Source organism: Blastococcus aurantiacus, from assembly GCF_900102425.1.
Lineage (GTDB): Bacteria > Actinomycetota > Actinomycetes > Mycobacteriales > Geodermatophilaceae > Blastococcus > Blastococcus aurantiacus.
On record NZ_FNBT01000010.1, the window covers coordinates 71968 to 96126 of the forward strand.

Genomic DNA, 24159 nt, shown 5'->3' on the forward strand with positions numbered 1-24159 from the left:
ACGGCGCCGTGACGGACCGGACCCTGGTGGCTGCCGGGTGAGCGAGCAGCCCGACGTCCCGCGCCCCGAGCGCCGCCGGTGGATCCTGGTCGCCTGCCTGGCCGGCATGTTCGCCACCACGTTCCCGGCGACGATCCTCACCATCGCCGTCCAGCCCATCGCGCTCGACCTGGACTCGACGCCCTCGACCGTGCTGTGGGTGACGACGGCGCCGCTGCTGGCCGCCGCCGTCAGCACGCCGGTGCTGGGCCGGCTGGGCGACCTGCGAGGGCACCGGAAGCTGTTCCTCACCGGCATGGTCGTGGCCGCGCTGTTCGCGATCGGGACGGCGCTGGCGTGGAACGCCGGGAGCCTGATCACCGCGCGCACGATCTCCCAGCTCGGCTCGGCGGCGACGATCCCGAGCTCCTTCGCCATGCTGTTCCGCGCGCACCCGCCCGAGCAGCGGGTGCGCGTCTCGTCGCTCGCGTCTGCCGTGCTGGCCGGTGCGGCCGTGGTCGGCGTGGTCATCGGCGGTCCGCTGGTGGACCTGGTGGGGTGGCGGATTATCTTCGCCGTCCAGGCGGCGGTCTGCGTGGCCGCGCTGGTGGCGGCGATCCCCGTGCTCCCGGCCGACCCCGCCGATCGGGAGAAGATCCCGCTCGACCTGCCCGGCGCCCTGGCCCTGGCGCTCGCCACGCTCGCGCTCACCTTCGGCGTCAACCGGCTGGGGGTCTGGGGCCCGTCGCCGGTGCCGATCGCCTGCCTCGTCGTCGTGCCGTTCGCCGTCTGGGCCCTGATCCGCATCGAGCGCCGGGCACCGCACCCGCTGCTGCCGATCCGGGTGCTGTCGACCCGCAACACCCGGGTGGTGACCGCGGCGAGCTTCTTCCTGGGTGCGGGGTGGATGGGCAACTTCGTGCTCACCCCGCTGCTCATGCAGTCGGTGATGGGGCTGTCGGCGGGGCTGACCTCGCTGCTGAGCGTCCCGCGCGCCCTCTTCATCGTGGGCGCGGCGCCGACGGCCTCGCGCTGGGGTCAGCGCTTCGGGGAGCGCAAGCTGGTGGTGGTCTCGGCCGCCGGGCTGGGGCTGGTGATGGCGTCGATGACGGTCGGGGCGCTCACCACCTCGATCGTCGCCATCGCGATCGCCCTGCCCCTGTCCGGCTGGGCCTTCGGGCACGCGCAGCCGGGCCTGGTGTCGGCCATGGGCCACGCGGTGGACGAGCGCGACTTCGGGCTGGCAACCTCGCTCCAGCAGACGGCGAACCAGATCGGCGCCGTCGTGGGCATCGGCCTGTTCACCGCGCTCGCGGGCGACGCCACGACCGCCGGTCCCTTCGCCGTCGTCTACCTGCTCACCGCGCTCTGCGCCTGCATCGCGGTGCCGTTCGCCCTGCTCATCCGGGACGGGCACACCTCTCGCTGACCGGCGTGGCGCACGCTCGCCCCTCCCGCCGACCGGTGCGTGGAAGGGGGGTCACGTCGTGCGGTGGTTGCTGGCGGCGTACTCGGTGGTCCAGACGCTGTCGGGCAGGTCCCGTGGCAGGTCCTCGTTCCCGGTGGTGCGGAACACCGGGTCCTGGCCTGCCCGCAGCTGCCGCTCGTAGTCCCGGAGCGCGCCGAGGGCCCAACGGCCCAGCAGGACTAGGGCGACGAGGTTGACCAGCGCCATGAAGCCCATGGCGACGTCGGCCAGCGCCCACACCGTCGCCAGTTCCAGCACGGCCCCGGCTCCGACCACCGCGACGACCAGCGCGCGGAACACCATCAGCGCGAGGGGCCGTGCGCGCATGAAAGTCATGTTGACCTCGGCGTACGAGTAGTTCCCGAGCACCGAGGAGAACGCGAAGACGAAGATGAGGACGCTCATCACCCAGGTCAGGCCGCTGCCGAGCTCGTGGGCCACGGCGGCCTGGGTCAGCGAGGCGCCCTCGGTCGTCTCGCCGGGCCGGTACACCGCGGAGCCGGCGAACAGGATGATGAACGCCGTCGCGGAGCAGACGATGATCGTGTCGACGAAGACCCCGAGAGACTGCACCAGTCCCTGCTTCACCGGGTGACTGGTGGTCGCCGTGGCCGCGGCGTTGGGCGCGCTCCCCATGCCGGCCTCGTTGGAGAACAGCCCGCGCTTCGCGCCGTTGAGCAGCGCCGCCGCGAGCCCACCGGTGATGCCGGCTGCGGCCTCGCCCAGACCGAAGGCCGCGGAGAAGATCTGGCCCAGCACGGGACCCACCTGGGTCACGTTGAGCCCGATGATCACGGCGGCCAGCAGCACGTAGGCCAGGGCCATCGCGGGCAGGACGATCTCCGCGACGCGGGCGATGCGGCGGACGCCACCGAAGACCACCGATGCGGTGAGGACCATGAGAGCGGCAGCGGACCACCACTCGCCGACCCCGTGCCCGCTGGCCAGCACATCGCTGATGGTGTTGGCCTGGACCATGTTGAACGCGACGCCGAAGGTGAAGATCAGCAGGACGGCGAAGACGATCCCACCCCGCCGCGAGCCGAGCCCGCGCTCGATGTAGAAGGCCGGGCCGCCGCGGAAGCTGCCGTCAGCGGCCGGGATCTTGAAGATCTGCGCGAGGGTCGCCTCGATGAGGGCGGTCGCCATGCCGACGAGTGCGACCACCCACATCCAGAAGATCGCCCCGGGGCCACCGAGGGTCAGGGCGATGGCGACGCCCGCGATGTTCCCCGTCCCCACGCGGGAGGCCAGGCCGACGCAGAAGGCCTGGAACGACGAGATGCCTCCCTCGGAGTCGCTGCGGGAGGAGCCGATCTGACGGACCATGCGCCCGAACATGCGGACCTGGACGAAGCGCGTGCGTATCCCGAAGTAGAGACCCACGCCCAGCAGCACATAGATCAGCACGTACGACCAGAGGACGTTCGAGACGGGGCCGATCAGGGTGTCCTGGATGAAGTCCATGAGGGTCTCCACGGAGGGTGCGTGCGGCGCGGGGGACGTGACCTCGCGGGCGCGCCGTGTGCTCGACGCCGAGCCGAAGTTCCTCGCAGGGAAATCGTCAGGCCCCGCGCTGTGCCGCGCACGCCGAGCCGTGTGCCCGGGCCGGGACGCGCACACCTCCCGCTGATCCGCCCGGGTGCGCCGCATCGAGCGCGGGGAGATCCGCCTCCTCCTGCTTCGGGAGAGGCGTAGTTCCCCGCGCTCGGTGTTCCGCGGACGACGGGCGGCCCTACTTCTTGCGGCGGTTCACGACCTGGAGGTCGGTGAAGCTCTTGTAGCCCCACGTGCCGTTCTCCACCCCGACGCCGCTCCACTTGAGCCCGCCGAAGGGCAGGTTCGGGGCGAGTGCCGCGTGCGTGTTCACCCACGCGGACCCGGCCTCGAGCTGCCGGGCGACGCCCTCGCCGCGCTCGGTGTCGGTCGCCCAGACCGACGCCCCGAGGGCGTAGGTGGTGGCGTTCGCGCGCTCGATCGCGTCGTCGAGGTCGCGGTAGGCGATGACCGGCAGCGCCGGCCCGAACTGCTCCTCGGCGACGATCCCGGAGCTCTCGCCGGCGCCGGTGAGGATGGTCGGCGCGAAGAAGTAGCCGGGCCGGTCCAGCGCCGTGCCACCGGCCGCGGCACGGGCGCCGGAGGACAGCGCCCCGGCGACCAGATCGGAGACCCGGTCGAACTGCGGCCGGTTGTTCAGCGGGCCCAGCTTCGTCGCCTCGTCCATGCCGTCGCCGACGACGACGCTCTCGGCCTCCGCCACGAGGGCGTCGACGACGGCGTCGTGCAGGCTCTCCGGCACGTACACGCGCTTGACCGCGATGCAGGTCTGGCCGTTGTTCTGGAACGCCGCGGCGAACAGCGCCTTGCCGACGACGGTGGGGTCGGCGTCGTCCAGCACGATGGCCGGGTCGTTGCCGCCCAGCTCCAGGGTGACCCGCTTGAGGTCGGCGGCGGAGGCGATCGCGACCTTCTTGCCGGCGCTGACCGAGCCGGTGAAGCTCACCTTGCGCGGGGTCGGGTGGGCGGTCATCGCCGCACCGAGGGCGTCGCCACCGGTGACGACGTTGAGCACGCCCGGCGGCAGCACCCGGTTGAGGACGTCGACCATCGCCAGCGACGACAGCGGGGTGTACGGCGAGGGCTTGAGGACGACGGTGTTGCCCGCCCGCAGCGCCGGGGCGATCTTCCACGACGACAGCAGCAGCGGGAAGTTCCAGGGCGCGATGGCCGCGACCACGCCGATCGGCCGGCGCACCACCTCGACGAACGCCGCGTCGTCGTCCTGCAGGATCTCCCGCTCCACCTGGAGGTCGGCGTAGTACTGCAGCCACATGCCGACGCCCATGACCTCGAACATGGCCTCGTTCAGCGGCTTGCCCTGCTCCTGGGTGAGCAGCGTGGCGATCTGCGGGACGGCCTCGTTGATCGCGGCGGCGGCCTGCCGCAGGCTCTCGCGGCGGGCGTCGTCGTCGAGCTTCCAGGTGCGGAAGGCCCGCTGGGCGCCGGCCATGGCGTCGTCGAGGTCGGCGGCGGTGGCCTCGGGGGCGGTGGCGAAGGCCTCGCCGGTCGCCGGGTTGATGACGTCGAAGCGGTCCGACGAGCTGCGGCGCTCCCCGTCGATGGTCATGAGGTGCTCGGTCATGTCAGGGGTCCTTCGCAGGCGGTGGGCGGGGGAGAGGGCAGGATCAGAGGACGTCGGCGGCGTCGAGGTCGAGCGCGTGCCGCGCGTGCCGGTCGGCCATGGCGAGGAACATCGCGTCGCCGCGGTCGGTGCGCTTCACGCTCATGGAGGCGAGCACGGCCATGGACAGGCCCGCCCAGGTGCCGCGGCGGTAGTCCAGCCAGCACTCGTCCCAGCCGTAGTCGGTCACTCCGGCCGCGAGCAGGCCGTCGTGGTAGCTCCGCACGAGCTCGTCCTCGGCCGCGCGGCGGACCTCGGGCGCCAGGCCGGCGCCGAGGAAGTAGGCGACGTCGCTGGGTCCGACCCCCGTGCCGCAGGTCTGCCAGTCGACGACGGTGACCACGCCGTCCGGGGCGATGAGCAGGTTGTCCAGGCGGTAGTCGGTGTGCGTGACGGTGGCGACGCGGTCGGGAGCCCGCCCCCTGGCCGGCCGGCCGAAGGCCATGGCATCGAAGTACAGGTCGCCGGCCTGCTTCACGTGCGGCAGCAGCGACGTCGCGTACCGCTCCTGGAAGCCCGCCCACAGCATCGGCAGGACCTCCCCGAGCAGCGCGCCCCGGCCCTCCGGGTCGCCGTGCAGCCACTCCAGCTCCGTCAGGAACGGGTCGCCCCACAGCGGTGCGTGCAGATTGACGAGTTCCGCGACGGCGGCCGCGGCGACGTCGGTACCGCAGCCTCGCAGCTGGTCGCCGGGCTCGGCGGGCGCGAGGTCCTCCAGCAGCAGCACGAACGACGCCGTCTCGACGTCGAGGTCGGCGTAGTGCAGGTGGGGCGTGCGCACCGGCAGGCGGTCGGCCAGCTCCTGGTAGAAGCGGACCTCCTTCTCGTAGGAGCGGAAGGCCTTGGCGGTGGCCCGGCTGCCCTCGTCCGCGGCGGGCAGCTTCGCGACCAGGGAAGCCGGTCCGGCGTCCGGGTCGTCGTAGCGGAGCCCGATCCGCACGCTGTCGCACATCTGGCCGGTGCCCAGGGGGCGGACGTCCGCGCCGACCACGCGCGACCCGGACAGGGTGCCGGCCGCAGTGAGTGCGGCGGTCAGCCACTCCGGCGTCAGGGCGTCGGCGGTGTCGGCGATGCTCAGCACGGCAGGACGCCGTCCACGTCGGTGTCCGGGAAGAAGCGGTGGTGGCGGGCACCGGTCACCTCGTACACCGCGGTACCGGTGCGGCCGTCCCCGGTGCGCACGCGGACGACGTTCAGCCCGCCGCGGTGGAAGGGCTCGTAGGGCCGGACGAAGTCGCCCTCGGCCTCGACCTCGATCGTCCGCCCGTCGGCGAGCACGAACCGGCAGCTGCCCGCGAGCCCGGCGACCTGCTCGCCGTTCTTCCCGTAGGCCACGACGGCGCCGGACCGGTCGCGCCAGTCGACGTCGTAGGTGAACCCGACCAGCGGCACCGGGTCGCTGCCGTCGGCGGCGGCCCAGCAGCCGTCGGTGTAGATGGTGGCGCCGTTGGCCAGCTCCCAGTGCCAGACGCCGAGCATCCCGTCCTCGAGCTGGATCTGGAACCAGATCCACAGCGGGCAGCGGCCGTGGTCGCGGATGCCCCACGAGTGGTCGCGCTGGCCGACCCACCCGTCGACCGAGTGCTCGGTGCCGCCGACGGTGTAGGTGCCCGACCAGGTGCCGGACTGGAGGATGTGGCTCTGGTCCCAGACGATGCCGTCGGTGGCGCGCATGGTGCCGCGGCGCAGGCCGTAGGGCTGGGTGCGGGCGGTGAAGGTCAGGTCGACGCCGATGGGGCTGACGTCGGGATCGGCCCAGAGCCGGACCTCCTGCCAGGGCTTCACGATCTCGACGCGGGCCCCGGGGACCTCGGGCGTCTGCGGGTCGTCGCCCAGCGGCCGCGCGCTGCCGTGCAGGATCTGCTCGCCGCCGACCCGGCCCATCTGCAGGCTGTCCATCTTGTCCTGCGCCGGGCGCACGGCCATCGTGAAGAAGACGGCGTCCCCGCTGCCGGAGGGGTCGTGGACGTCGAAGAAGTGGCTCTCGCGCCAGTGGGGATGCGGTGTCGCGACCGCGGGGAGCAGCTCGGGCAGCTGGTGGACGAGCTGCTCGTCGGCAGGGGTGGGACGGGCCACGGTGGTGCCTCCTCGGGGTGTGACCCGGAACACTAGCGAGCAACGCTCGCATCCGTCAGCCCCTCTGGATACCGTCCAGGAACATCTGCAGACCGAAGGCGAACACGTCGTCGCTGCTGCGCCGCTCGTGCGGCGGCCGGCCCTCGCCGGTCATCTCCGCGGCGTCGAAGGCGACCGAGCCGAGCACGTAGTCCAGCAGCGCGAGGTAGGCGGTGCGGGCCCGCTCGGGCGCGTGGCCGGCGGCGAGCAGGTTGTCCAGCCCGCAGGCCGAGGCGCGCATCGCGTTCGGGCCCAGGATCGGCGAGCCGCTGAGCGCCGGAACGACGTGCGGATGGCTGCGCAGCACCCGCCGCAGCTCGCCCGACAGCTGCTCGACGCGCACCCGGCCCGGCAGCTCCGGATCGGGCAGCCGCACCTCGCCGAGCACCGCGTCGACGAGCAGGACGAGCAGCTCGTCCCGGCTGGCGACGTGGCGGTAGAGGGTCGAGCTGCCGGTGCCGAGCCGGGTGGCCAGCGCCCGTACGGTGAGTGCGTCCATGCCCTCGGCGTCGACCAGGGCCAGCGCCTCGGCCAGGACGAGCTCGAGCGTGAGCCCGTCGGTGTGCGGCCGCCGGCGTGCCAGCCGCTCCTCGTGCTCGCGCCACCAGGCGGCGGTCCCGGGTGTCCCCATCAGCGCGCCGCCACGCGGAACACCGGCCAGCCGATCTCCGTCCGCCAGGCCAGCGGGTCCGCGGTGTCCCGCGGGCCCACGAGGTAGGTCTCCCGGACCGGCCCGGCCACCGCCAGGGCGTTGGCGACCACCCAGGCGCCGAGCTCGCCGTAGGTGACGTCGATGTCGCCGTGCTCGCCGACGTGGGTGGTGACGGCGAGTTCCACGGCGGGCAGGGTCACCGGGTGGACGCGGCCGCGGCGCGGGGGAGCGTCGGCCGGCCGGTACACGAGCAGGTGGCCGCAACCCTGCTCGAACAGCGCGTTGTCGTACAGCCCGCCCGGGACGCCGGTCCCGTCGCCCACGACCGCGTCCAGCTCCGCCATGGCCCCGGCGTACCAGGCGAGCACCTCGTCGTGCGCCACGTCGTCCTCGACCGCGGCCACCGTGGTCTCCGGCACCGCGCGCAGCTCGACCGCCAGCGGGGCCGGCTCCGGCCGCAGCAGGCGGCGCAGCGACGTCACCGCGGCCCGCGTGCGGTCCAGCTCCTGCTCGAGCCGCCGCAGGTGGTCGGCCACGAGCGCGGCGCGGGCGCCGGGGTCGGGCGAGCGCAGGATGCGCTGCACGTCGGGCAGGGGGACGTCGAGCTCGCGCAGGCGGTGGATGACCTGGGCCGTCGGGATCTGGTCGGCGGCGTAGTAGCGGTAACCGGTCGCGTCGTCCACGGTCGCGGGCTCCAGCAGGCCGGCGTCGTGGTAGCGGCGCAGGGTGCGCACGGAGAGGTGGGTCAGCCGGGAGAACTCGCCGATCGCCAGCACCCGGTCAGGGTGCACCCTCCCCCCGGGGGAGACACCAAGGCTTGACCCTCCCGACCGGGGAGCCCGGACGGTGGAGCCATGACCGAAGCGACCAGCATCCCGACCGACCAGCTCCCCGCGACGATCCGCGGCTACCTCGCCGCGCACGTGGCGGGGGACGCCGGCACCGCGCTCCGCGCCTTCACGCCGACCGCCGTGGTCGTCGACGACGGCAGCACCTACCGCGGCACCGACGAGATCCGCAGGTTCCTCGCCAAGGCGGGGTCCGGGTTCACGTACACGACCACGCTCGTGGGCGCGGAGCGCGCCGACGACGACCACTGGGTCGCCGTCAACCACCTCGAGGGCGACTTCCCCGGCGGCGTCGTCGACCTCCGCTACCGGTTCACGATGGAGGGCGATCTCGTCGCGGAGCTCGTCATCGCCCCCTGACCGGCGGATCGGGTCGCTCACGCCTCGGCGCTCGGCAGGCTGTGCCAGGTGTCGTAGGCGACCGCGGCGGCTCCGGCGACGTCGCCGGCGGCGCAGAGCCGGATCAGCTCGTCGTGCTGGGCCACCGACTCCCGGGCCTGGAGCGAGGCGAACCGCAACCGCTCCGCCCGGCGCACGGTCGGCGTGAACTGTTCGAGGACCGTCTCCAGCGCCCGGTTGCCGGCGATGCGCACGAGCACGCCGTGCAGCTCGTCGTCGGCGAGCAGGGCCTGCTCGGCATCGCCGGAAGCCAGGGCCGCGGCGAAGCGCCGGTTGGCGTCGCGCATGGCGGCGACGTCGGCCCCGGTGAGGGCGGGCACCGACTCGCGTACGGCGACCTCGTGCATCGCGGCGACCACGTCGCGGGCGTCCCGGACGGCGCGGGCATCCAGCGTGCTCACGACCGTGGAGCGGCCCGGCTGGGCCTGGACCAGGCCCCCCTGCGCGAGGCGCAGCAACGCCTCGCGGACCGGGGTCCGGCTGACCCCGAGCCAGCCCGCGAGCTCCAGGTCCCGGAGCTGCTCGCCGGGAGCGAAGGTGCCGTCGACGATCGCGTCGCGGAGGCGGCGGTAGACGTCGTCTCGGAGCAGGCCGCGGTCGAGGCCCGGGCCGGACAGGGGGATCGGCACGGGAAGACCTCCTGGTCGGACGCCCGCAGAGCGGAACGAGGAAGAGCGGAACGGGACCTTCCCGGCTGCCGTCGGGAGATGCAATATATCGCATACCGACGGTGCTGACGGGGAGCGCTCGACGGGGCGCGACCGGACGGGCGACGACGGGTCGCCCGCGGATCTGGAGGAGATGTCATGACCAGCAGCACGCTCGACCCCCGCACGGACCTGCCCACGGTGGTGCTCGTGCACGGGGCGTTCGCGGACTCGTCGAGCTGGAACGGCGTGATCGCCCAGCTCCGGCGCGACGGCTATCCGGTGATAGCGGTGGCCAACCCGCTGCGCTCCCTGGCCGGCGACGCGGAGTTCCTGCGCGACGTCCTGGACGGCGTGGGCGGGCCGGTCGTCCTGGCCGGCCACTCCTACGGCGGCAGCGTGATGAGCGAGGCTGCCGACGGTCACCCGCAGGTGGTGGCGCTGGTGTACGTCGCCAGTTTCCTGCTCGACGAGGGCGAGAGCACCGGTGAGCTCGCCGGGAAGTACCCGGGCAACGAGCTCGGGTCGGCGCTGCGGCCGGTGCCGGTGCGGAGCCCGGGCGGGCAGACCGTCGACGACCTCTACATCGAGCAGGAGAAGTTCCAGGCGATCTTCGCAGCGGACGTGCCTGCCGACGCTGCCGCGCTGATGGCCGTCACGCAGCGGCCGATCCTGGGTGACGCCCTGGCGGACAAGGCGACGAAGGCAGCCTGGAAGACCATCCCGTCCTGGACGCTCGTGACGGCGGAGGACCTGGCCGTGCCGGCGGAGGCACAGCGGTTCATGGCGGAGCGGGCGTCGTCGACGGTCGTCGAGGTCGACGCGTCGCACGCGGTGACCGTCTCCCGTCCCGTCGCGGTCGCACGGCTGATCGACGAGGCGGCCCGCGCGACGGCTGCGTGATCCCGGCCGGGCGGCGCCGCCCTCTCAGGGGGCCGCCCGCACGGGTCCGGGAGGTCCCATGCAGGTGCTCGACCTGATCGGTGTGTTCGCCTTCGCGGTGTCCGGGGCGCTTCTGGCGATCGATCGCGACTTCGACGTCGTGGGCATCGCGATCCTGGCGGTGGTCACCGCGCTGGGCGGCGGCATCCTCCGCGACCTCGTGCTGGGGGACACGCCGCCGCCGGCGTTCACCGAGTGGCCCTACCTGGTCGTCGCGCTGGCCGCGGCCGCCCTCACGGCGCTCGCACCCCGCGGTTCCGCCCGGCTGGGACGTCCCCTGCTGGTCTTCGACGCGGCCGGTCTGGGGCTGTTCGGCGTGGCGGGCACGGAGAAGGCCCTGGAGCACGGCCTCGACCCGGTGGCGGCGGCCTGCCTCGGGATGACGACGGCGGTGGGCGGCGGGGTGCTGCGGGACGTCATCGCCCGTGAGGTGCCCGCGCTGGTCCGGGCGGGCTCCGAGCTCTACGCGGTGCCGGCGCTGGCCGGGGCCCTCGTCGTCGCCACCGCGTCGTCCCTCGGCGTCGGCAGCCCGGCGATGGGTGCAGGGGTCGCCGCTGCCGTCTTCGTCGTCCGGGTGATCGCCCTGCGGCGCCACTGGCACGGGCCCCGTGCGCGCGGGCGCCGCAACCCGCGTCGAGGGGGCAGGATCCGTCCCGGGGCGCTGCCGCGCACCGCAGGGACGACCGAGGAGGCTCCGTGATCGACGACCTGATCGCCCGCTGGCACCGCTACATGGACGGCGAGCTCGCGGGCGGGCTGGACGAGCTGCTCGCCGACGACGTCGTCTTCTACTCGCCGGTGGTCTTCACGCCGCAGCGAGGCAAGGAGATCACGACGCAGTACCTCGCGGCGGCGTCCCGGGCGCTGGGCGGGGATGACGGAGGCACCTTCCGGTACACGAAGGAGGTCGTCTCCGGGAACACCGCGGTGCTCGAGTTCGAGACGAGCGTGGACGGCAAGTACGTCAACGGCGTCGACATCGTCACCTGCGACGACGGCGGCCGGATCGTCGAGTTCCGCGTCATGATCCGGCCGCTGCAGGCGATCCAGGCCGTGCACGAGCAGATGGGGCGGATGCTGGCCGCCGGCGGCTGAGGGCGCGTCCGATCGCCGCTGCTCAGACCTCCACAGCGGTGCCGCAGATGCCGCAGACCTCCAGCCGCCGTCGTCCCCAGCGGGCGATCGGGATGAAGAAGACGGTGATCTGCTTGACCATGCGGACGCGCGCCCACGGCGTGGTGTTCCCGCAGTTCGGGCAGGTGCGCACCTCCCCGGGGCCGAGGTCCTGTTCCTTGGTCCCGAACCCGAAGAGGAAGAACATCCCGCCACCGTAGGCCCCGGACCCGCCGGTGCCCTCGACGGGCGGACCTCCGGGGGCCGGGGCACAGTCGTGGGCATGACGGACGCGGAGCGCACCCCCGGGGTCGAGCAGCAGCTGGCGCAGGAACTGGACCCGGCTCGGCATGCGAAGCCCTCCGAGGGCGTCCCCCAGGACCTGGCGGACGACGAGGACGACCCCGCCCCGGCGTGACGGGAGCCCCCAGCCATACGGCGTTCGTCCTCGGGGGCGGGGGAGTGCTGGGCGCAGCCGAGGTCGGGATGCTCCAGGCCCTGGTCGAGCGCGGTGTCCGCCCCGACCTGGTCGTGGGCACGTCGGTGGGTGCCATCAACGGTGCGTTCGTGGCCGCCGACCCGGGGCCCGGCACCGTGGACCGGCTGCGTGCCGTGTGGGAGGAACTGGCCGCCGCACGGATCTTCGGCGGATCGGTGCTGTCCCGGGTCGGCACGCTCGTGCGGACCCGGACGCACCTGCACTCCCGCGAGCCGCTGCGGGACCTCCTCGAGGCGCACCTCCCGGTGCGGACCTTCGCCGAGCTGCAGGTGCCGTTCCAGTGCGTCGCGGCGAGCATCGAGCGGGCCGCTGAGCGCTGGTTCTCCGACGGGGCGCTGGTCGAGGCCGTGCTGGCCTCCTCCGCCGTCCCCGGGCTCCTGCCACCGGTCGAACTGGACGGCGAGCACTACCTGGACGGAGGACTCGTGCACAGCATCCCCGTCGGCCGGGCCGTCGCCCTGGGCGCCGACACGATCTACGTGCTCCACGTCGGGCGGATCGACCGCCCCCTGCGCCCGCCCACCCGACCGTGGGAGGTCGCGACCGTGGCCTTCGAGATTGCCCGCCGGCACCGGTTCGCCGCGGATCTGGCGACGCTCCCGCCGGGCGTCACCGTGCACGTGCTGCCGGCGGGGGACCCGGCTCCGCCGGGAGCCGCCAACCTCCGCTACCGCGACTTCTCCGCCGTGCCGGCCAGGATCGACCGGGCGCACGCCGCGGCCCGCCACCACCTCGACGCTCTGGACGCGTCCCCGGACGGCGGTGTCTGAGTGCTGCCGCCCCGCCGCGTCCGCCGGATCACCGGTCCACTGCTCCTCGCAGCCCTGGTTGCCGGGGTCGCCCTGTTGCCGCTCCTCGTCGTCGTCGCGCTGGTCGTCTCGGTGTGGCTGCCCGGGCGCTGGCGCGCGCTGCGGGTGCTGGCCTTCGCGCTGGTCTACCTGGCGCTCGAGGTCGGGGCGCTGGTGGCCGCCGGCGTGCTGTGGGTGCTCAGCGGGCTCGGCCGCCGCCTGCACACCAGCGTCTTCGAGGCGGCCCACTACACCGTCCTGCGGCTGGTCCTCGACGCGCTGATGCGGTCGGCGCAGCGACTCTTCGCCCTGCGGCTGGTCACCGACGGGGAGTCCTGGTCACCGCTGGACGACGGGATCCCCGGGTCGACGAACGCGATGGTCGTGCTCTCGCGGCACGCGGGGCCCGGCGACTCCTTCCTGCTCGTGCACACGCTGATGAACCGCGACCACCTGCGCCGTCCGCGGATCGTGCTGAAGGACGTCCTGCAGCTCGACCCGTTGATCGACGTCCACCTGAACCGGCTGCCCAACCACTTCGTCTCGTCCGGCCCGGGGGCCGGGGAGCGGTCCGAGGCGGCGATCGCCGAGCTGGCCCGCACCCTGGGGGACGAGGACGCGCTCCTGATCTTCCCGGAGGGCGCGAACTTCACCCCGGGGCGCCGGACGCGCGCCATCCAGCGGCTCCGCGACCGCGGGCTGCGGTCGGCGGTCGCCCGGGCCGAGGCGATGCAGCGCGTGCTGCCCCCGCGGCCGGGCGGGGTCGCGGCGGCGGTGACGGCGGCTCCGCACGCGGACGTCGTCTTCGTCGCGCACACCGGCCTGGAGCACCTGAGCACGATGCGGGACGTGTGGCGCGGGCTGCCGATGGACAAGACGCTGCACCTGCGGTGGTGGTTCGTCCCCGCCGCCGAGGTGCCCAGGGAGGAAGCGGAGCTGACCGCCTGGCTGTTCGGGTGGTGGGAGACGATCGACGCCTGGATCACCACCACCTCGGCCGCGTCACCGCCGACCGACACCGCGGAGCAGCCATGACCCCCGCCGACCTCGACCCGCGCACCCCCGTCCTCGTGGGTGTCGGGCAGTCCTCCGAGCGCATCGACAGCCCCGGCTACCGCGGCCTGTCCGCGGTCGACCTGGCCGCCGCAGCAGCCCGCGAGGCGCTCGCGGACACCGGGGCCGCTCCCGAGGTCGTCGCCGCGGCCGTCGACACCGTGGCCGGTGTCCGGCAGTTCGAGATCTCCTCGCCGGGGGCGTCGGCGCCGCTGGGCAGGTCGGACAACTACCCCCGCTCGGTCGCCGGCCGGATCGGGGCCGCGCCACGGCGGGCGGTGCTGGAGGTGGTCGGCGGCCAGTCGCCCCAGCACCTGGTCAACGAGTTCGCCGCCACCATCGCCGCCGGCGGGGCCGAGGTCGTCCTGCTGTTCGGCTCCGAGGCGATCTCCACGGCACGGCACCTCGCGGCGGCGGCGGACCGTCCCGACTTCACCGAGCACGTGGCCGGGGACCTGGAGGACCGCGGCTACGCGCTGGAGGGGCTGTTCCCTCCGCGTGCGGGTGAGTACGGGGTGGCCGGCGCGCCGGCGATGTACGCGCTCTACGAGAACGCCCGCCGGGCCCGCCTCGGCGTGCCGCGCGAGGAGTACGCCCGGGGGATGGGGGAGCTGTTCGCCCCGTTCACGCGCGTGGCCGCGAAGAACCCGCACGCGTCGGCGCCGGTCGAGCGGGACGCGCTCGAGCTGATCACCCCGACGGAGGCGAACCGGCCGATCGCCGACCCGTACCCCCGCTACCTGGTCTCGCGCGACCAGGTGAACCAGGGGGCGGCGGTCCTGCTCGTGTCGGTGGCGGCGGCGCGGCGGCTCGGCGTCCCGCAGGAGAAGTGGGTGTTCCTGCACGGGCACGCCGACCTGCGCGAGCGGGACCCCCTCGACCGTGCCGACCTCGGCAGCAGCCCGGCGTCGGTGCTCGCGGCCCGGCACGCGCTCGAGGTCGCCGGCGTGGGGGTCGACGACGTGACGACGTTCGACTTCTACAGCTGCTTCCCCGTCGCCGTCTCCGCCACCGCGGTCGACGGTCTGGGGCTGGCCGCCGACGACCCGCGCGGGCTGACCCTCACCGGCGGGCTGCCGTTCTTCGGCGGCGCCGGCAACAACTACTCCATGCACGCCATCGCCGAGACGGTGCAGCGGGCACGCACCGCACCCGGCTCCTTCGGGTTCGTCGGCGCCAACGGCGGCATGCTGAGCAAGTACTCGGCGGGGGTCTACTCGACCGCGCCGGTGGCGTGGCGGCCCGACGACAGCCGCGCCCTGCAGGCGGAGGTCGACGCGTGGGCCGCCCCGCCGCAGGCGGAGCGGGCCGACGGCTGGGCGACGATCGAGACGTACACGGTGACGCACAGCCGGTCGGGCAGCCGCACCGGCGTCGTCGTCGGCCGGCTGCAGGCCGACGACCGGCGCCTTGTCGCCAGGCACGACGACGGGGACGACGAGTTCCTCGACCTGCTGTCCACGGGTGAGCCGATCGGGCAGCGGGTGTTCGTCCGGTCCAGCGAGCGCGGGAACCGGGTCACCACGAGGAAGGTCCACCCGGCGTGACCGGTGCGGCCGCTGGCAGGGTGGGGCCCATGGCCGACTCCTCTTCCGTCGTCGTGGTGACCGGTGCCAACGGACTGGTGGGCGCCGCGGTGTGCCGTGCGCTCGTCGCGCGGTCGGCGCAGGTGCGCGCCGTCGTCCGCCGCGCCGGCAGCGCCCCCGCGCTCGACGGTGTCACCGAGCACGTGGGCGACTTCGCCGACGAGGTGTTCGCGGGGGAGGTCACCCGCGGCGCCGACGCGGTCGTCACCACGGTCCACCCGATGGGCTCGTCGCGGGACGAGCAGCACCGGGTGGGCGCTCAGGGCACGCCGGTGCTCGCCCGGGCCGCCCGGGACGCCGGTGTCGCCCGGCTGGTGCACGTGTCCACGGCCGGTGTCTACGACCGGTCGGCCGGCCTCGGAGACGTCGCCGAGGACGGGGCCCTGCTGCCCGACGGCAGCGGCGCCTACCCCGACACCAAGAACGCCACCGACGCCGCGCTGGCGCAGGTGGACGGCCTCACGACCGTGCTGGTCCGGCCGCCGGCGATCATCGGGGCGGGGGAGACCTCGGTCTGGAACACGCTGCGCCCGCGGGCGGTCCTCGGCGGCCAGCGCCGGGCGAACCCGGAGCAGACGTGGTCCTGGGTGCACGTCGACGACCTGGCGGCCTTCATCGCCGACGTCGCCACGGGCGCCGTCGCCACCGCCGACGACCCGGAGCAGGGCCCGGTCGCCGGGCGCGCGACCCCGGTCATCGTCGCGGGGGAGTCCGCGACGTGGCGGGACTACCTCGGCACGGTGACCGACGCGCTCGGGATCGCTCCCGAGTGGACCGACGAGCCGGTCTGGATCGGGCAGCTCCGCACCGACCGCGCGCGGCGGTGGGGCTGGGCGCCGCGGGTGGGCTTGGCCGACGCCCTGACGGAGCTGAGGCAGGGCCTCAGCGCGTCGGGCCCCGTCGACTAGGTTCGAGCCATGCCGAGAGCCCTGCTGCTGGAGAACATCGACCCGGTGGCGGTCGAACTCCTCGAGTCCGCCGGGTACGACGTCGAGGCGCGCCGCGGTGCGCTGGACGAGGCCGATCTGATCGCCGCGCTCGACGGCGTCGCCCTCCTGGGCATCCGGTCGAAGACCCAGGTGACCGCCGAGGTGCTGCGTGCGCGTCCCGAGCTGGTGGCTGTGGGCGCCTTCTGCATCGGGACCAACCAGATCGACCTCGCCGCGGCCGCGGGAGCCGGGACCGCGGTGTTCAACGCGCCCTACTCCAACACGCGCAGCGTCGTGGAGATGGCGCTCGCGGAGATCATCATCCTGGCCCGCCGGATGGTCGACCGGGACCGGTCGCTGCATGCCGGGATCTGGGACAAGTCGGCCGCCGGCAGCCACGAGGTGCGGGGCCGGACGCTCGGCATCGTCGGGTACGGCAACATCGGCAGCCAGCTGTCCGTGCTCGCGGAGGCGCTGGGCATGCGGGTGCTGTTCTACGACCTCGAGGACAAGCTGGCCCTCGGCAACGCCGAACGCTGCGACAGCCTGGACGAGCTCCTGGAGCGGGCGGAGGCCGTGACGCTGCACGTGGACGGCCGCGGTGGCAACGCCGGCCTCTTCGGCGCGGAGCAGTTCGCCCGCATGCGCCCGCGCAGCCTCTTCCTCAACCTCTCCCGCGGCTTCGTCGTGGACCACGAGGCGCTGCGCGACCACGTGCTCAGCGGCCACATCGCCGGGGCTGCGGTGGACGTGTTCCCGGAGGAGCCCCGCGAACAGGGCGATCCGTTCGACTCCGTGCTGCGCGGGCTGCCCAACGTCGTCCTCACCCCGCACGTGGGCGGGTCGACGCAGGAGGCGCAGCTGGACATCGGGCGGTTCGTCGCGGGCAAGCTGGTCGACTACGCCGCCTCGGGCACCACGACGCTCAGCGTGAACCTGCCCACCGTGGTGCTCCACGGGGAGTCGGCGGCGAGGTTCGCCCTGCTGCACCGCAACGTGCCCGGTGTGCTGGCGCGGGTCGACGCCCTCGTGGGGGAGCACGGCCTCAACGTCGACGGCCAGGTGCTCGCCACCCGCGGGGAGCTGGGCTACGTGATCACCGACGTGAACGCGGAGCTCCCCACCGGGCTCCTCGACGCCCTGCGGGCGCTCCCCGAGAGCCTGCGCCTGACCACACCCGCGCGACGCGGCGCCGGCTGACCGGCGCGGATCCCTCAGTCGACCGGCGTGCGCGGTCTCGGGACCCCGGCGGTCCCCGGGCGCCAGGCGGTCACCGCGGCCCAGCCGCTCCCGTGGTCGACCTGCAGCTGGTAGCGCTCCTGCGAGCGGAGGTCGTGCCAGCCGTGGGCGGCGTGCGCGTCGGCGAGGAGGTGGGCGACCCTCAGCGCCGGCTGCAGGTCGGCCGCGCGGAAGGTGTCCAGCACCGTTCCACCACCGATCAGCAGTCGGTAGGTGCGCATGTTCTGACCGTAGGCGTTCCGGAATACGGATGTCGGGAGCCGCGTCCGCGGGGCGCGCCGCCGTGTCGCCGGCCCGGGCGGCCGGTACGGGTCAGCCGGCCGACGGCGCCAGGGCCTCCCGCCGGGCCGGATCGGCCGGACGGTGCGGTGCCTCGCGGTCGACGAGCCGGCAGCACACCGCCACGACCGCCAGGCCGGCGACCAGCGACCAGGGGTACTGCCCGCCGTCGCCGAGGACCTCGGCGTCGACCCGCAGGAGCTGGTCGACGCGCTGGTGGAGTCCTGGAGCCCGGCGATCGACGAGGTGCTGGCCGCCGGGGAGATCACCGAGGAGGAGGCCGACCGGTACCGCACCGCGCCGAGGAGGCCTTCACGTTCCGCATCACCTGGGACGGCGAGGAGGCCACGCCGACGTTCAGCGGCCTGGCAGCGTGACCCCCGTGCCGTCCCGCGTCAGTCCGCGACCGCGCCGGTCCGTGACCGGTACAGCAGGTCGCTGTACTCCGGGTGCCGCTGCACGTAGCCGCTGACGAAGGGGCAGACGGCCAGGACGGCGAGGTGCTGTCCGCGGACGTCGTCCAGGGCACGACCGACCAGGACGCTGCCGACGCCCTGCCCCTCGAACCCGTCCAGGACCTCGGTGTGCGTGAACGCCACCAGCTCGTCGGTCGGGATGTAGTCGGCTATCGCGGCGAGGGTGCCGTCCACCCGTGCCTCGTACCGCTTCCGGTCCCGTGCGTTGGTCACCGTGACGTCCATGCGAGTGCTCACGCGCTCAGCATGGCGTACCGGGCACCGGCCCGGCCGGCGCCCACCGATGGGGCGTCGGTCTGGATCGCGACCGACCGGGTCGCGGTGACCGCGCACCGGGGGCAGGCTGTGCCGGTGAAGGTACTGGTCACCGGGGCGTCCGGGTTCGTGGGCAGCCGGCTGGCGGCCGCGCTCGAGGAAGCAGGGCACGAGATCCGGGCGATGACCCGGCGGCCCGAGGGCTACGAGGGGCCGGGCACCCCTGTCGCCGGGGACGTCGGAGACGAGGACTCCCTGCGGACGGCGCTCGAGGGCTGCGAGGCCGCCTACTACCTGGTGCACTCCCTCGACGATCCGGACTTCGAGCGCAAGGACGCCGACGCGGCGCGTGCCTTCGCCCGGGCCGCGGCCGCGGTGGGTATCGGCCGGATCATCTACCTCGGCGGGCTGGGCCAGGACGGCGACCAGCTGTCGAAGCACCTGCGCAGCCGCCGCGAGGTCGAGCAGTTGCTGGGTGGCACCGGTGTGCCGGTGACCGTGCTGCGTGCGGGGATCGTGGTCGGCCACGGCGGGGTGTCGTGGGAGATGACCCGCCAGCTCGTGGCGCACCTGCCGGCCATGGTCACCCCGCGGTGGGTCAGCACCCGGACGCAGCCGATCGCCGTCGCCGACGTCGTCCGGTACCTGGTCGGTGTCCTCGAGGCGCCGGAGGCCACCGGGCGTGTGTTCGAGGTGGGCGGCCCCGAGGTGCTGACCTACCTGCAGATGATGATGAGGGTCGCCGACATCCAGAACCGGCACATGTTCGTCGTCCCCGTGCCGCTGCTCAGCCCGCAGCTCTCCTCGCGCTGGCTGGCCCTGGTCACCGACGTCGACCTCGCGACCGGGCGCTCGCTGATCGACTCGATGACCAACGAGGTGGTCGTCACCGACGACGCCATCCGCTCGGTCGTGCCCTTCGAGCCGATGGACTACGACGAGATGGTGATGACCGCCCTGGTCGAGCGGGCGCGGGAGCGCCGGCAGCAGGCCCGTGACCGGCGCGGCGGATGGCTCAGCCGCGGGGCCCGGCGGTGACCCGCGGATGTGCGCTGCTCAGCCGGGTCGTCCGGGCGGCCGAGCCGCTGCTGCGGAGCGTGCCCCGCGACCACTGGGAGAGCGACGAGGCCTTCCGGCGGCGCCGCCGGGTCACCGCCGCCACCGCGGTCGCGGGCGCGTCGCTGCTCGGGGTGTCGCTGTCGACGCCGCCGGGCTCTCCCCGGTTCTACGGGTTGACGCTCGGGGTCGCCGGCACCTGGGTGGTCGGCGGGCTGGCGTCCGGGCCGCTGCACCTGGGGCGGATGTTCGGGCCGGGGGAGCAGTTGCGGCGGCCGGTGGTCACCCCGGTCCTCTCGGGGGTCGGCGCGTTCGGTGCCTTCTACGCCGCGGCGCTGGTCGCCCGGCGGATCCCGGTCCTCGAGCGGGCCATCGCCTCGGTGCTCCGCTACGCCGACCAGGGGACGACGCCGCTGGTGCTCACCACCACACTGGCCAACGGCGTCGCGGAGGAGGTGTTCTTCCGGGGCTCGGTGTACGCCGCGGCGGGCGCCGACCGGCAGGTGCTCACCTCGACGGTCGTCTACGGGCTGGCCACGACCACCACCCGCAACCCGGCGCTCGTGCTGGCGAGCGTGCCGATGGGCCTGCTCTTCGCGCAGCAGCGCCGGATCACGGGCGGCATCCAGGCGTCGATGCTCACGCACGTGGTGTGGTCGGCCCTGATGCTGCGCTACCTGCCGCCGCTGTTCACCCGCGGACTCGCCGAGGAACGGGTCACCGCGTCGGCCTGAGGTGTCGCGGCGCGCCCGCCGCCGCGCCCGACCAGGTCACCGACGGCGGTGCACCAGGACGCTGGCCAGCACCGCCGCCACCGCGCCCGCGGTGAGGAACCGACGTCCGCGGCCGGCGGCGATCACCACGACAGCGGCGCCGGGCCGGACCAGCCGGGTGCCCAGGAGCAGGCGGCCACCGGCCGGCGAGTCGACGCCGGCGCCGGCCACGGCCACCGGGCGCGTGGGCGAGGACGGTGCGCGGTGATGCCTGCCTCGGACAGGGCCTCGGCCAACCCGCCCAGATCCCGGCGGCCGGGTGCCACCCCGCTGCGTGCGGTCGCCGCCTCCCGGACCCGGGCCACGACGGCGCCGGCGTCCTCGGCGACGATCCGCACGTCCGATCCGTCGGCGTGCACCTGCACGCCCGCCCCGTCCACTTCCCGCGAGAGCTCGCCGGACACGTGCAGAGGGTCGGGCGGCGGCGTCATCCCCGGCTGGCGTTCTCGGCGGTCGTGATGCGCAGGGTGCCGTTGAGCTTCCAGGTCGCGCGGGGCGCGTCCGGCCCGGTCTCCCGCGGCACCTCGACGGTCATGTCGACGAACTCGTAGTTGATCGCCGCACCCTTGCCGGTCAGGTAGGCCCACATCTCCTTGCCGAGATCGGCGAAGCTCGTCGACTCGAGGCTCTTGATGTCGCGGGAGCCGGTGGCGGCGTCTGCGTCGGTCATGCTCATGGCAGCGATGTCCTCGTGCATCGGGGGTGGCCGCCGGCGGTCCGACGACTTCTGTTGTGCGCTACCCGACCGCGCCACCGCGAACCCGTGCCGGCTCGGCCGATGCGGCGGCCCACGCATCCGTGACCCCGGTGGGCGACGAATACGGGGCATGGACGCACTCCGCACGTATGCAGCCCCGGACGCCCTGCTCGTGGAGTTCGACCTCGCCCGCCTGGACCTGGCGGCAGCCGTGACGGCCCAGCGCCGGCGGGACACGCCCGCCGCGCGCCGCGAGGTCGCCGAGTGCCGGGCCCGCATCGACGGGATCCTCGACTCCTGGAACGCCGGCGTGCGCGTACCGCTGTAGGTCCGCGCCGTCCGTTCCCGGGTGCAGTCCGGCGCGCACCCGTCGTGGATACCGTCGCGCCATGACGCATTCCAGCCCGGCCGCCGGATCGTTTCTCCCGGTGGGTTCCTGGACCCGTCCGGAGGCGGTGGCGCTGAACCGGCTGCCGATGACCACCTTCCTCCGGGAGGGGGCCGATGTGCTGTCGCTGGACGGCCCCTGGTCCTTCACGCTGCTCGACCGCCCCGGAGGCATTGTCCGCTGCGGGACGACCGTGCAGGTGCCGGGCTGCTGGACCATGCAGGACGTCGGCGACCCGCCGCAGTACACCAACATTCAGATGCCGTTCCCGGGTCCGCCGCCGCACGTCCCGGACGAGGACCCCACCGGCGTCTACCGACGGCAGGTCGAGGTACCCGCGGACTGGCAGGGGTCGCGCGTCGTGCTCCAGGTGGGCGGCGCGGACTCCGTCCTCTACGTGGAGGTCGACGGCCGAGCGGTGGGCATGGGCACCGACTCGCGGCTGGCGCAGGAGTTCGAGCTCACCGACCTCGTCACCCCGGGCCGGCCGTGCGAGCTGGTGCTCACCGTCGTCCGGTGGTCGGCGGCCAGCTACCTGGAGGACCAGGACCACTGGTACCACGCCGGACTGCACCGGTCGGTGCTGCTCTACCGCACCCCGCGGGTCCACCTCGCCGACGTCCGCGCCGTCGCCGACCGCGACCCGGAGACCGGCGTCGGGCAGCTCACCGTGCACGCCACCACCGGGGAGGCGCGCAGCGAGGGGGCGCAGGTCCGGGTGCACCTGGACGGGGCACCGGTCGGCCGGGCGACGGCCCGCTGGGAGCACCGGACGAACGTGTCCACCAACGCGTACCGGTTCACCGGCCGCGGGGCGACGGTCTCGGCCGAGGTCCCGGGCGTGGAGGCGTGGTCGGCGGAGCACCCCCGCCTGCACGACCTCCGGGTCGAGCTGGTGGACGCCGACGGCGCGCGGCTGGACTCGGTGAGCCTGCGCGTCGGCTTCCGCCGGGTGGAGGTGCGCGGGCACGAGCTGCTGGTCAACGGCCGGGCCGTGCTGATCAAGGGCGTCAACCGGCACGACCACGACCCGCGCGGCGGCAAGACGGTCAGCCGTGCGGCGATGCGCCGGGACGTCGAGCTGATGAAGGGGCACAACCTCAACGCGGTGCGCACCTCGCACTACCCGAACGACCCCTACTTCTACGACGTGTGCGACGAGCTCGGCATGTACGTCGTCGACGAGGCGAACATCGAGACGCACGCCTACCTGCGCTCGCTGCTGACGTCGAGCGAGTGGGGTCCGGCCGTGCTCGAGCGGGTCACGCGGATGGCGCTGCGGGACAAGAACCACCCGTGCGTCGTGATGTGGTCGCTGGGCAACGAGAGCGGCTGGGCGCCGGTCCTGGACGCCGCCGCCGCGTGGCTGCGGGCCTACGACCCCACCCGCCCGGTCCACTACGAGAACGGCTACCTCGACGGGGCGCTCGCCGGTGGGCTGACCCCACCCCAGTCCTGGCGCACCCCGCGGCGGGAGACCGACGTCGTCCCGCCCATGTACCCCTCGATCGAGGACCTGGAGGAGTGGGCGACGACGGTGGCGCTGCCCGAGCGGCCGCTCATCATGTGCGAGTACGCGCACGCCATGAACAACTCCGGCGGCGACCTCGACCGGTACTGGGCGGCGATCCGGCGGCACCCCGACTTGCAGGGCGGGTTCGTGTGGGACTGGGTCGACCAGGCGCTCGTGCAGCGACTGCCGGACGGGACCGAGCGGCTGGCCTACGGGGGCGACTTCGGCGACACCCCGCACGACGGGCCCTTCTGCCTGAACGGCGTGGTCGCCGCCGACCGCACCCCGCACCCGTCCCTGCTGGAGCTCGCGCACGTGGTGCAGCCGGTGGGCTTCGCCTGGACCGGGGGAGAGGGCGTCCGGCTCACCAACGAGCACGACTTCACCGACCTGGCCGACGTCGCCGACGTCGACTGGGCGGTGACCGTCGACGGCGAGGACGTCGCGGCCGGCACGCTCGGCCGGGTGCCGGTGGCGCCCGGCGCGACGACGGACGTCCGCGTGCCCGTGCCGCCGCTGCGGTTGCACGGCCGCCAGGTCGCGCACCTCTCGCTGCGGGTCGGCGCGGTCGCGTCCTGGCAGACCGAGCTGGCCCGGGCGCAGGACGCCGAGCCGCCGGCTGCCGCTGCCGGGCCGGGCCTGCCGACCCGGCTCGCGCTGTGGCGGGCGCCGATCGACAACGAGACCTACGGTCCGCGGCACGCCGAGCGGTGGGAGCAGCTCGGGTTGCCCACGGCGCACGAGCGGGTGCAGCTGCGCACGGAGACCGAGGGCGCCCGCGTCATCCACGAGGTCACCGTGCCCGACGGCTGGGACGACATCCCACGCGTGGGGGTCCGTCTCGGGCTGCCGCCGGGCGTCGTCGCGGTGGACTGGCTGGGGCGCGGTCCGCACGAGAACTACTCGGACCGCCGGGCCGGGACGACGGTGGGCCGCTGGCGGACGGCGGTCGACGACTGGCCGGTGCGCTACGTGCACCCGCAGGCCAGCGGCAACCGCACCGGGGTGCGGTGGCTGCGCTTCCTCGACGCCGACGACCGGGTCGTCCTCACCGTCGACGACCTGGACGACCTCGACGTCACCGTCAGCCGCTGGACCGACGAGGAGCTGGCGGCGGCCGGGCACCTCGAGGACCTGCCGGCCCGCGAGCACGCCTACCTGTGGATCGACGCGCGGCACCGCGGCGTCGGCTCTGGCGCGGTCGGACCCGACGTCAGCGCCCCGCACCGGATCGGCCCCGGCACGTACCGCTGGAGCTACCGGCTCCGGTGAGGACGGAGCGCG

27 protein-coding genes are annotated in these 24159 nt (G+C 74.1%); 15 read left to right on the plus strand and 12 right to left on the minus strand.

What is annotated here, in order from left to right; translation table 11 throughout:
- Window positions 1-37: 37 nt before the first annotated feature.
- A complete protein-coding gene (locus BLS70_RS18475) occupies window positions 38-1408 on the plus strand; it encodes an MFS transporter (protein ID WP_091770947.1) in 1371 nt (456 codons plus the stop codon).
- Window positions 1409-1459: 51 nt separating this feature from the next.
- Here the strand turns inward: BLS70_RS18475 and BLS70_RS18480 are convergent, their stop codons facing one another.
- The 6 genes from BLS70_RS18480 to BLS70_RS18500 form a co-directional block, all read right to left on the minus strand.
- Window positions 1460-2914: an alanine/glycine:cation symporter family protein gene (locus tag BLS70_RS18480; protein WP_091771184.1), complete on the minus strand. Its 1455-nt coding sequence runs from the start codon at window positions 2912-2914 to the stop codon at window positions 1460-1462.
- Between the two features lie 268 nt (window positions 2915-3182).
- Window positions 3183-4589 carry an aldehyde dehydrogenase family protein gene (locus BLS70_RS18485; protein WP_091770949.1) on the minus strand — a complete coding sequence of 469 codons (1407 nt, stop codon included), beginning with the start codon at window positions 4587-4589 and terminating at the stop codon, window positions 3183-3185.
- 43 nt (window positions 4590-4632) lie between these two features.
- Entirely contained in the window at window positions 4633-5709 is a 1077-nt protein-coding gene (locus tag BLS70_RS20565) for a phosphotransferase family protein (RefSeq protein ID WP_143030453.1), read from the minus strand.
- A complete protein-coding gene (locus BLS70_RS20570; RefSeq protein ID WP_143030454.1) occupies window positions 5703-6704 on the minus strand; it encodes an Rv3169 family protein in 1002 nt (333 codons plus the stop codon). The genes BLS70_RS20565 and BLS70_RS20570 overlap by 7 nt, the downstream gene beginning before the upstream one ends.
- Before the next feature lie 55 nt (window positions 6705-6759).
- Window positions 6760-7374: a TetR/AcrR family transcriptional regulator gene (locus BLS70_RS18495; protein WP_091770951.1), complete on the minus strand. Its 615-nt coding sequence runs from the start codon at window positions 7372-7374 to the stop codon at window positions 6760-6762.
- Window positions 7374-8171 carry a MerR family transcriptional regulator gene (locus tag BLS70_RS18500; RefSeq protein ID WP_091770953.1) on the minus strand — a complete coding sequence of 266 codons (798 nt, stop codon included), beginning with the start codon at window positions 8169-8171 and terminating at the stop codon, window positions 7374-7376. The genes BLS70_RS18495 and BLS70_RS18500 overlap by 1 nt, the downstream gene beginning before the upstream one ends.
- A gap of 78 nt (window positions 8172-8249) precedes the next feature.
- Between BLS70_RS18500 and BLS70_RS18505 the strand changes: the two genes are divergently transcribed.
- Window positions 8250-8603, plus strand: coding sequence for a nuclear transport factor 2 family protein (locus BLS70_RS18505; RefSeq protein ID WP_091770955.1), 354 nt, complete (start codon window positions 8250-8252; stop codon window positions 8601-8603).
- A gap of 17 nt (window positions 8604-8620) precedes the next feature.
- Here the strand turns inward: BLS70_RS18505 and BLS70_RS18510 are convergent, their stop codons facing one another.
- Window positions 8621-9271 carry a GntR family transcriptional regulator gene (locus BLS70_RS18510; protein ID WP_091770957.1) on the minus strand — a complete coding sequence of 217 codons (651 nt, stop codon included), beginning with the start codon at window positions 9269-9271 and terminating at the stop codon, window positions 8621-8623.
- A gap of 177 nt (window positions 9272-9448) precedes the next feature.
- On the opposite strand from BLS70_RS18510, the gene BLS70_RS18515 reads away from it, so the two are divergent.
- The 3 genes from BLS70_RS18515 to BLS70_RS18525 are packed head-to-tail and all read left to right on the plus strand — an operon-like array spanning window position 9449 to window position 11326.
- Entirely contained in the window at window positions 9449-10192 is a 744-nt protein-coding gene (locus BLS70_RS18515) for an alpha/beta fold hydrolase (RefSeq protein WP_091770959.1), read from the plus strand.
- Window positions 10193-10250: 58 nt separating this feature from the next.
- The gene (locus tag BLS70_RS18520; RefSeq protein ID WP_091770961.1) at window positions 10251-10931 is read left to right on the plus strand and encodes a trimeric intracellular cation channel family protein; all 681 of its coding nucleotides are present in this window, start codon (window positions 10251-10253) and stop codon (window positions 10929-10931) included.
- The gene (locus BLS70_RS18525) at window positions 10928-11326 is read left to right on the plus strand and encodes a nuclear transport factor 2 family protein (RefSeq protein ID WP_091770963.1); all 399 of its coding nucleotides are present in this window, start codon (window positions 10928-10930) and stop codon (window positions 11324-11326) included. Before BLS70_RS18520 ends, BLS70_RS18525 begins: the two co-directional genes overlap by 4 nt.
- A gap of 22 nt (window positions 11327-11348) precedes the next feature.
- Here BLS70_RS18525 and BLS70_RS18530 read toward each other — a convergent pair whose 3' ends face one another.
- The gene (locus BLS70_RS18530) at window positions 11349-11552 is read right to left on the minus strand and encodes a zinc ribbon domain-containing protein (RefSeq protein ID WP_091770965.1); all 204 of its coding nucleotides are present in this window, start codon (window positions 11550-11552) and stop codon (window positions 11349-11351) included.
- A 75-nt stretch (window positions 11553-11627) separates the two neighbouring features.
- Between BLS70_RS18530 and BLS70_RS21430 the strand changes: the two genes are divergently transcribed.
- The 6 genes from BLS70_RS21430 to serA are packed head-to-tail and all read left to right on the plus strand — an operon-like array spanning window position 11628 to window position 17399.
- Window positions 11628-11762 carry a hypothetical protein gene (locus tag BLS70_RS21430; RefSeq protein WP_255362573.1) on the plus strand — a complete coding sequence of 45 codons (135 nt, stop codon included), beginning with the start codon at window positions 11628-11630 and terminating at the stop codon, window positions 11760-11762.
- On the plus strand, window positions 11759-12613 hold the full coding sequence (locus BLS70_RS18535) for a patatin-like phospholipase family protein (protein ID WP_091770967.1): 855 nt from the start codon (window positions 11759-11761) through the stop codon (window positions 12611-12613). Before BLS70_RS21430 ends, BLS70_RS18535 begins: the two co-directional genes overlap by 4 nt.
- On the plus strand, window positions 12614-13666 hold the full coding sequence (locus BLS70_RS18540) for a lysophospholipid acyltransferase family protein (protein WP_091770969.1): 1053 nt from the start codon (window positions 12614-12616) through the stop codon (window positions 13664-13666). It begins immediately after the preceding gene.
- Window positions 13663-15231, plus strand: coding sequence for an acetyl-CoA acetyltransferase (locus BLS70_RS18545; RefSeq protein WP_091770971.1), 1569 nt, complete (start codon window positions 13663-13665; stop codon window positions 15229-15231). The genes BLS70_RS18540 and BLS70_RS18545 overlap by 4 nt, the downstream gene beginning before the upstream one ends.
- A gap of 29 nt (window positions 15232-15260) precedes the next feature.
- Window positions 15261-16178, plus strand: coding sequence for an NAD-dependent epimerase/dehydratase family protein (locus BLS70_RS18550; RefSeq protein WP_091770973.1), 918 nt, complete (start codon window positions 15261-15263; stop codon window positions 16176-16178).
- Between the two features lie 9 nt (window positions 16179-16187).
- Window positions 16188-17399 carry a phosphoglycerate dehydrogenase gene (serA, locus tag BLS70_RS18555; RefSeq protein ID WP_091770975.1) on the plus strand — a complete coding sequence of 404 codons (1212 nt, stop codon included), beginning with the start codon at window positions 16188-16190 and terminating at the stop codon, window positions 17397-17399.
- A gap of 14 nt (window positions 17400-17413) precedes the next feature.
- On the opposite strand, the gene BLS70_RS18560 is transcribed toward serA, so the two are convergent.
- Window positions 17414-17659: a hypothetical protein gene (locus BLS70_RS18560; RefSeq protein WP_091770977.1), complete on the minus strand. Its 246-nt coding sequence runs from the start codon at window positions 17657-17659 to the stop codon at window positions 17414-17416.
- Window positions 17660-18112: 453 nt separating this feature from the next.
- A complete protein-coding gene (locus BLS70_RS18570; RefSeq protein ID WP_218122496.1) occupies window positions 18113-18430 on the minus strand; it encodes a GNAT family N-acetyltransferase in 318 nt (105 codons plus the stop codon).
- 114 nt (window positions 18431-18544) lie between these two features.
- Here BLS70_RS18570 and BLS70_RS18575 point away from each other — a divergent pair, with 114 nt between their 5' ends.
- Both BLS70_RS18575 and BLS70_RS18580 read left to right on the plus strand, forming a co-directional pair.
- Window positions 18545-19486 carry an NAD(P)H-binding protein gene (locus tag BLS70_RS18575; protein ID WP_091771188.1) on the plus strand — a complete coding sequence of 314 codons (942 nt, stop codon included), beginning with the start codon at window positions 18545-18547 and terminating at the stop codon, window positions 19484-19486.
- A complete protein-coding gene (locus tag BLS70_RS18580; protein ID WP_255362574.1) occupies window positions 19483-20238 on the plus strand; it encodes a CPBP family intramembrane glutamic endopeptidase in 756 nt (251 codons plus the stop codon). Before BLS70_RS18575 ends, BLS70_RS18580 begins: the two co-directional genes overlap by 4 nt.
- A 36-nt stretch (window positions 20239-20274) precedes the next feature.
- Here BLS70_RS18580 and BLS70_RS20575 read toward each other — a convergent pair whose 3' ends face one another.
- A complete protein-coding gene (locus BLS70_RS20575; protein WP_143030455.1) occupies window positions 20275-20454 on the minus strand; it encodes a hypothetical protein in 180 nt (59 codons plus the stop codon).
- Window positions 20455-20704: 250 nt separating this feature from the next.
- Window positions 20705-20953, minus strand: a complete 249-nt coding sequence (locus BLS70_RS18590) for a hypothetical protein (RefSeq protein WP_218122497.1) — start codon at window positions 20951-20953, stop codon at window positions 20705-20707.
- A 151-nt stretch (window positions 20954-21104) separates the two neighbouring features.
- On the opposite strand from BLS70_RS18590, the gene BLS70_RS18595 reads away from it, so the two are divergent.
- Both BLS70_RS18595 and BLS70_RS18600 read left to right on the plus strand, forming a co-directional pair.
- Window positions 21105-21302: a hypothetical protein gene (locus BLS70_RS18595; protein WP_091770987.1), complete on the plus strand. Its 198-nt coding sequence runs from the start codon at window positions 21105-21107 to the stop codon at window positions 21300-21302.
- Window positions 21303-21363: 61 nt separating this feature from the next.
- Window positions 21364-24147 (plus strand): glycoside hydrolase family 2 TIM barrel-domain containing protein, encoded by a 2784-nt coding sequence (locus tag BLS70_RS18600; RefSeq protein ID WP_091770989.1) that lies wholly within the window; start codon window positions 21364-21366, stop codon window positions 24145-24147.
- Window positions 24148-24159: the final 12 nt, after the last annotated feature.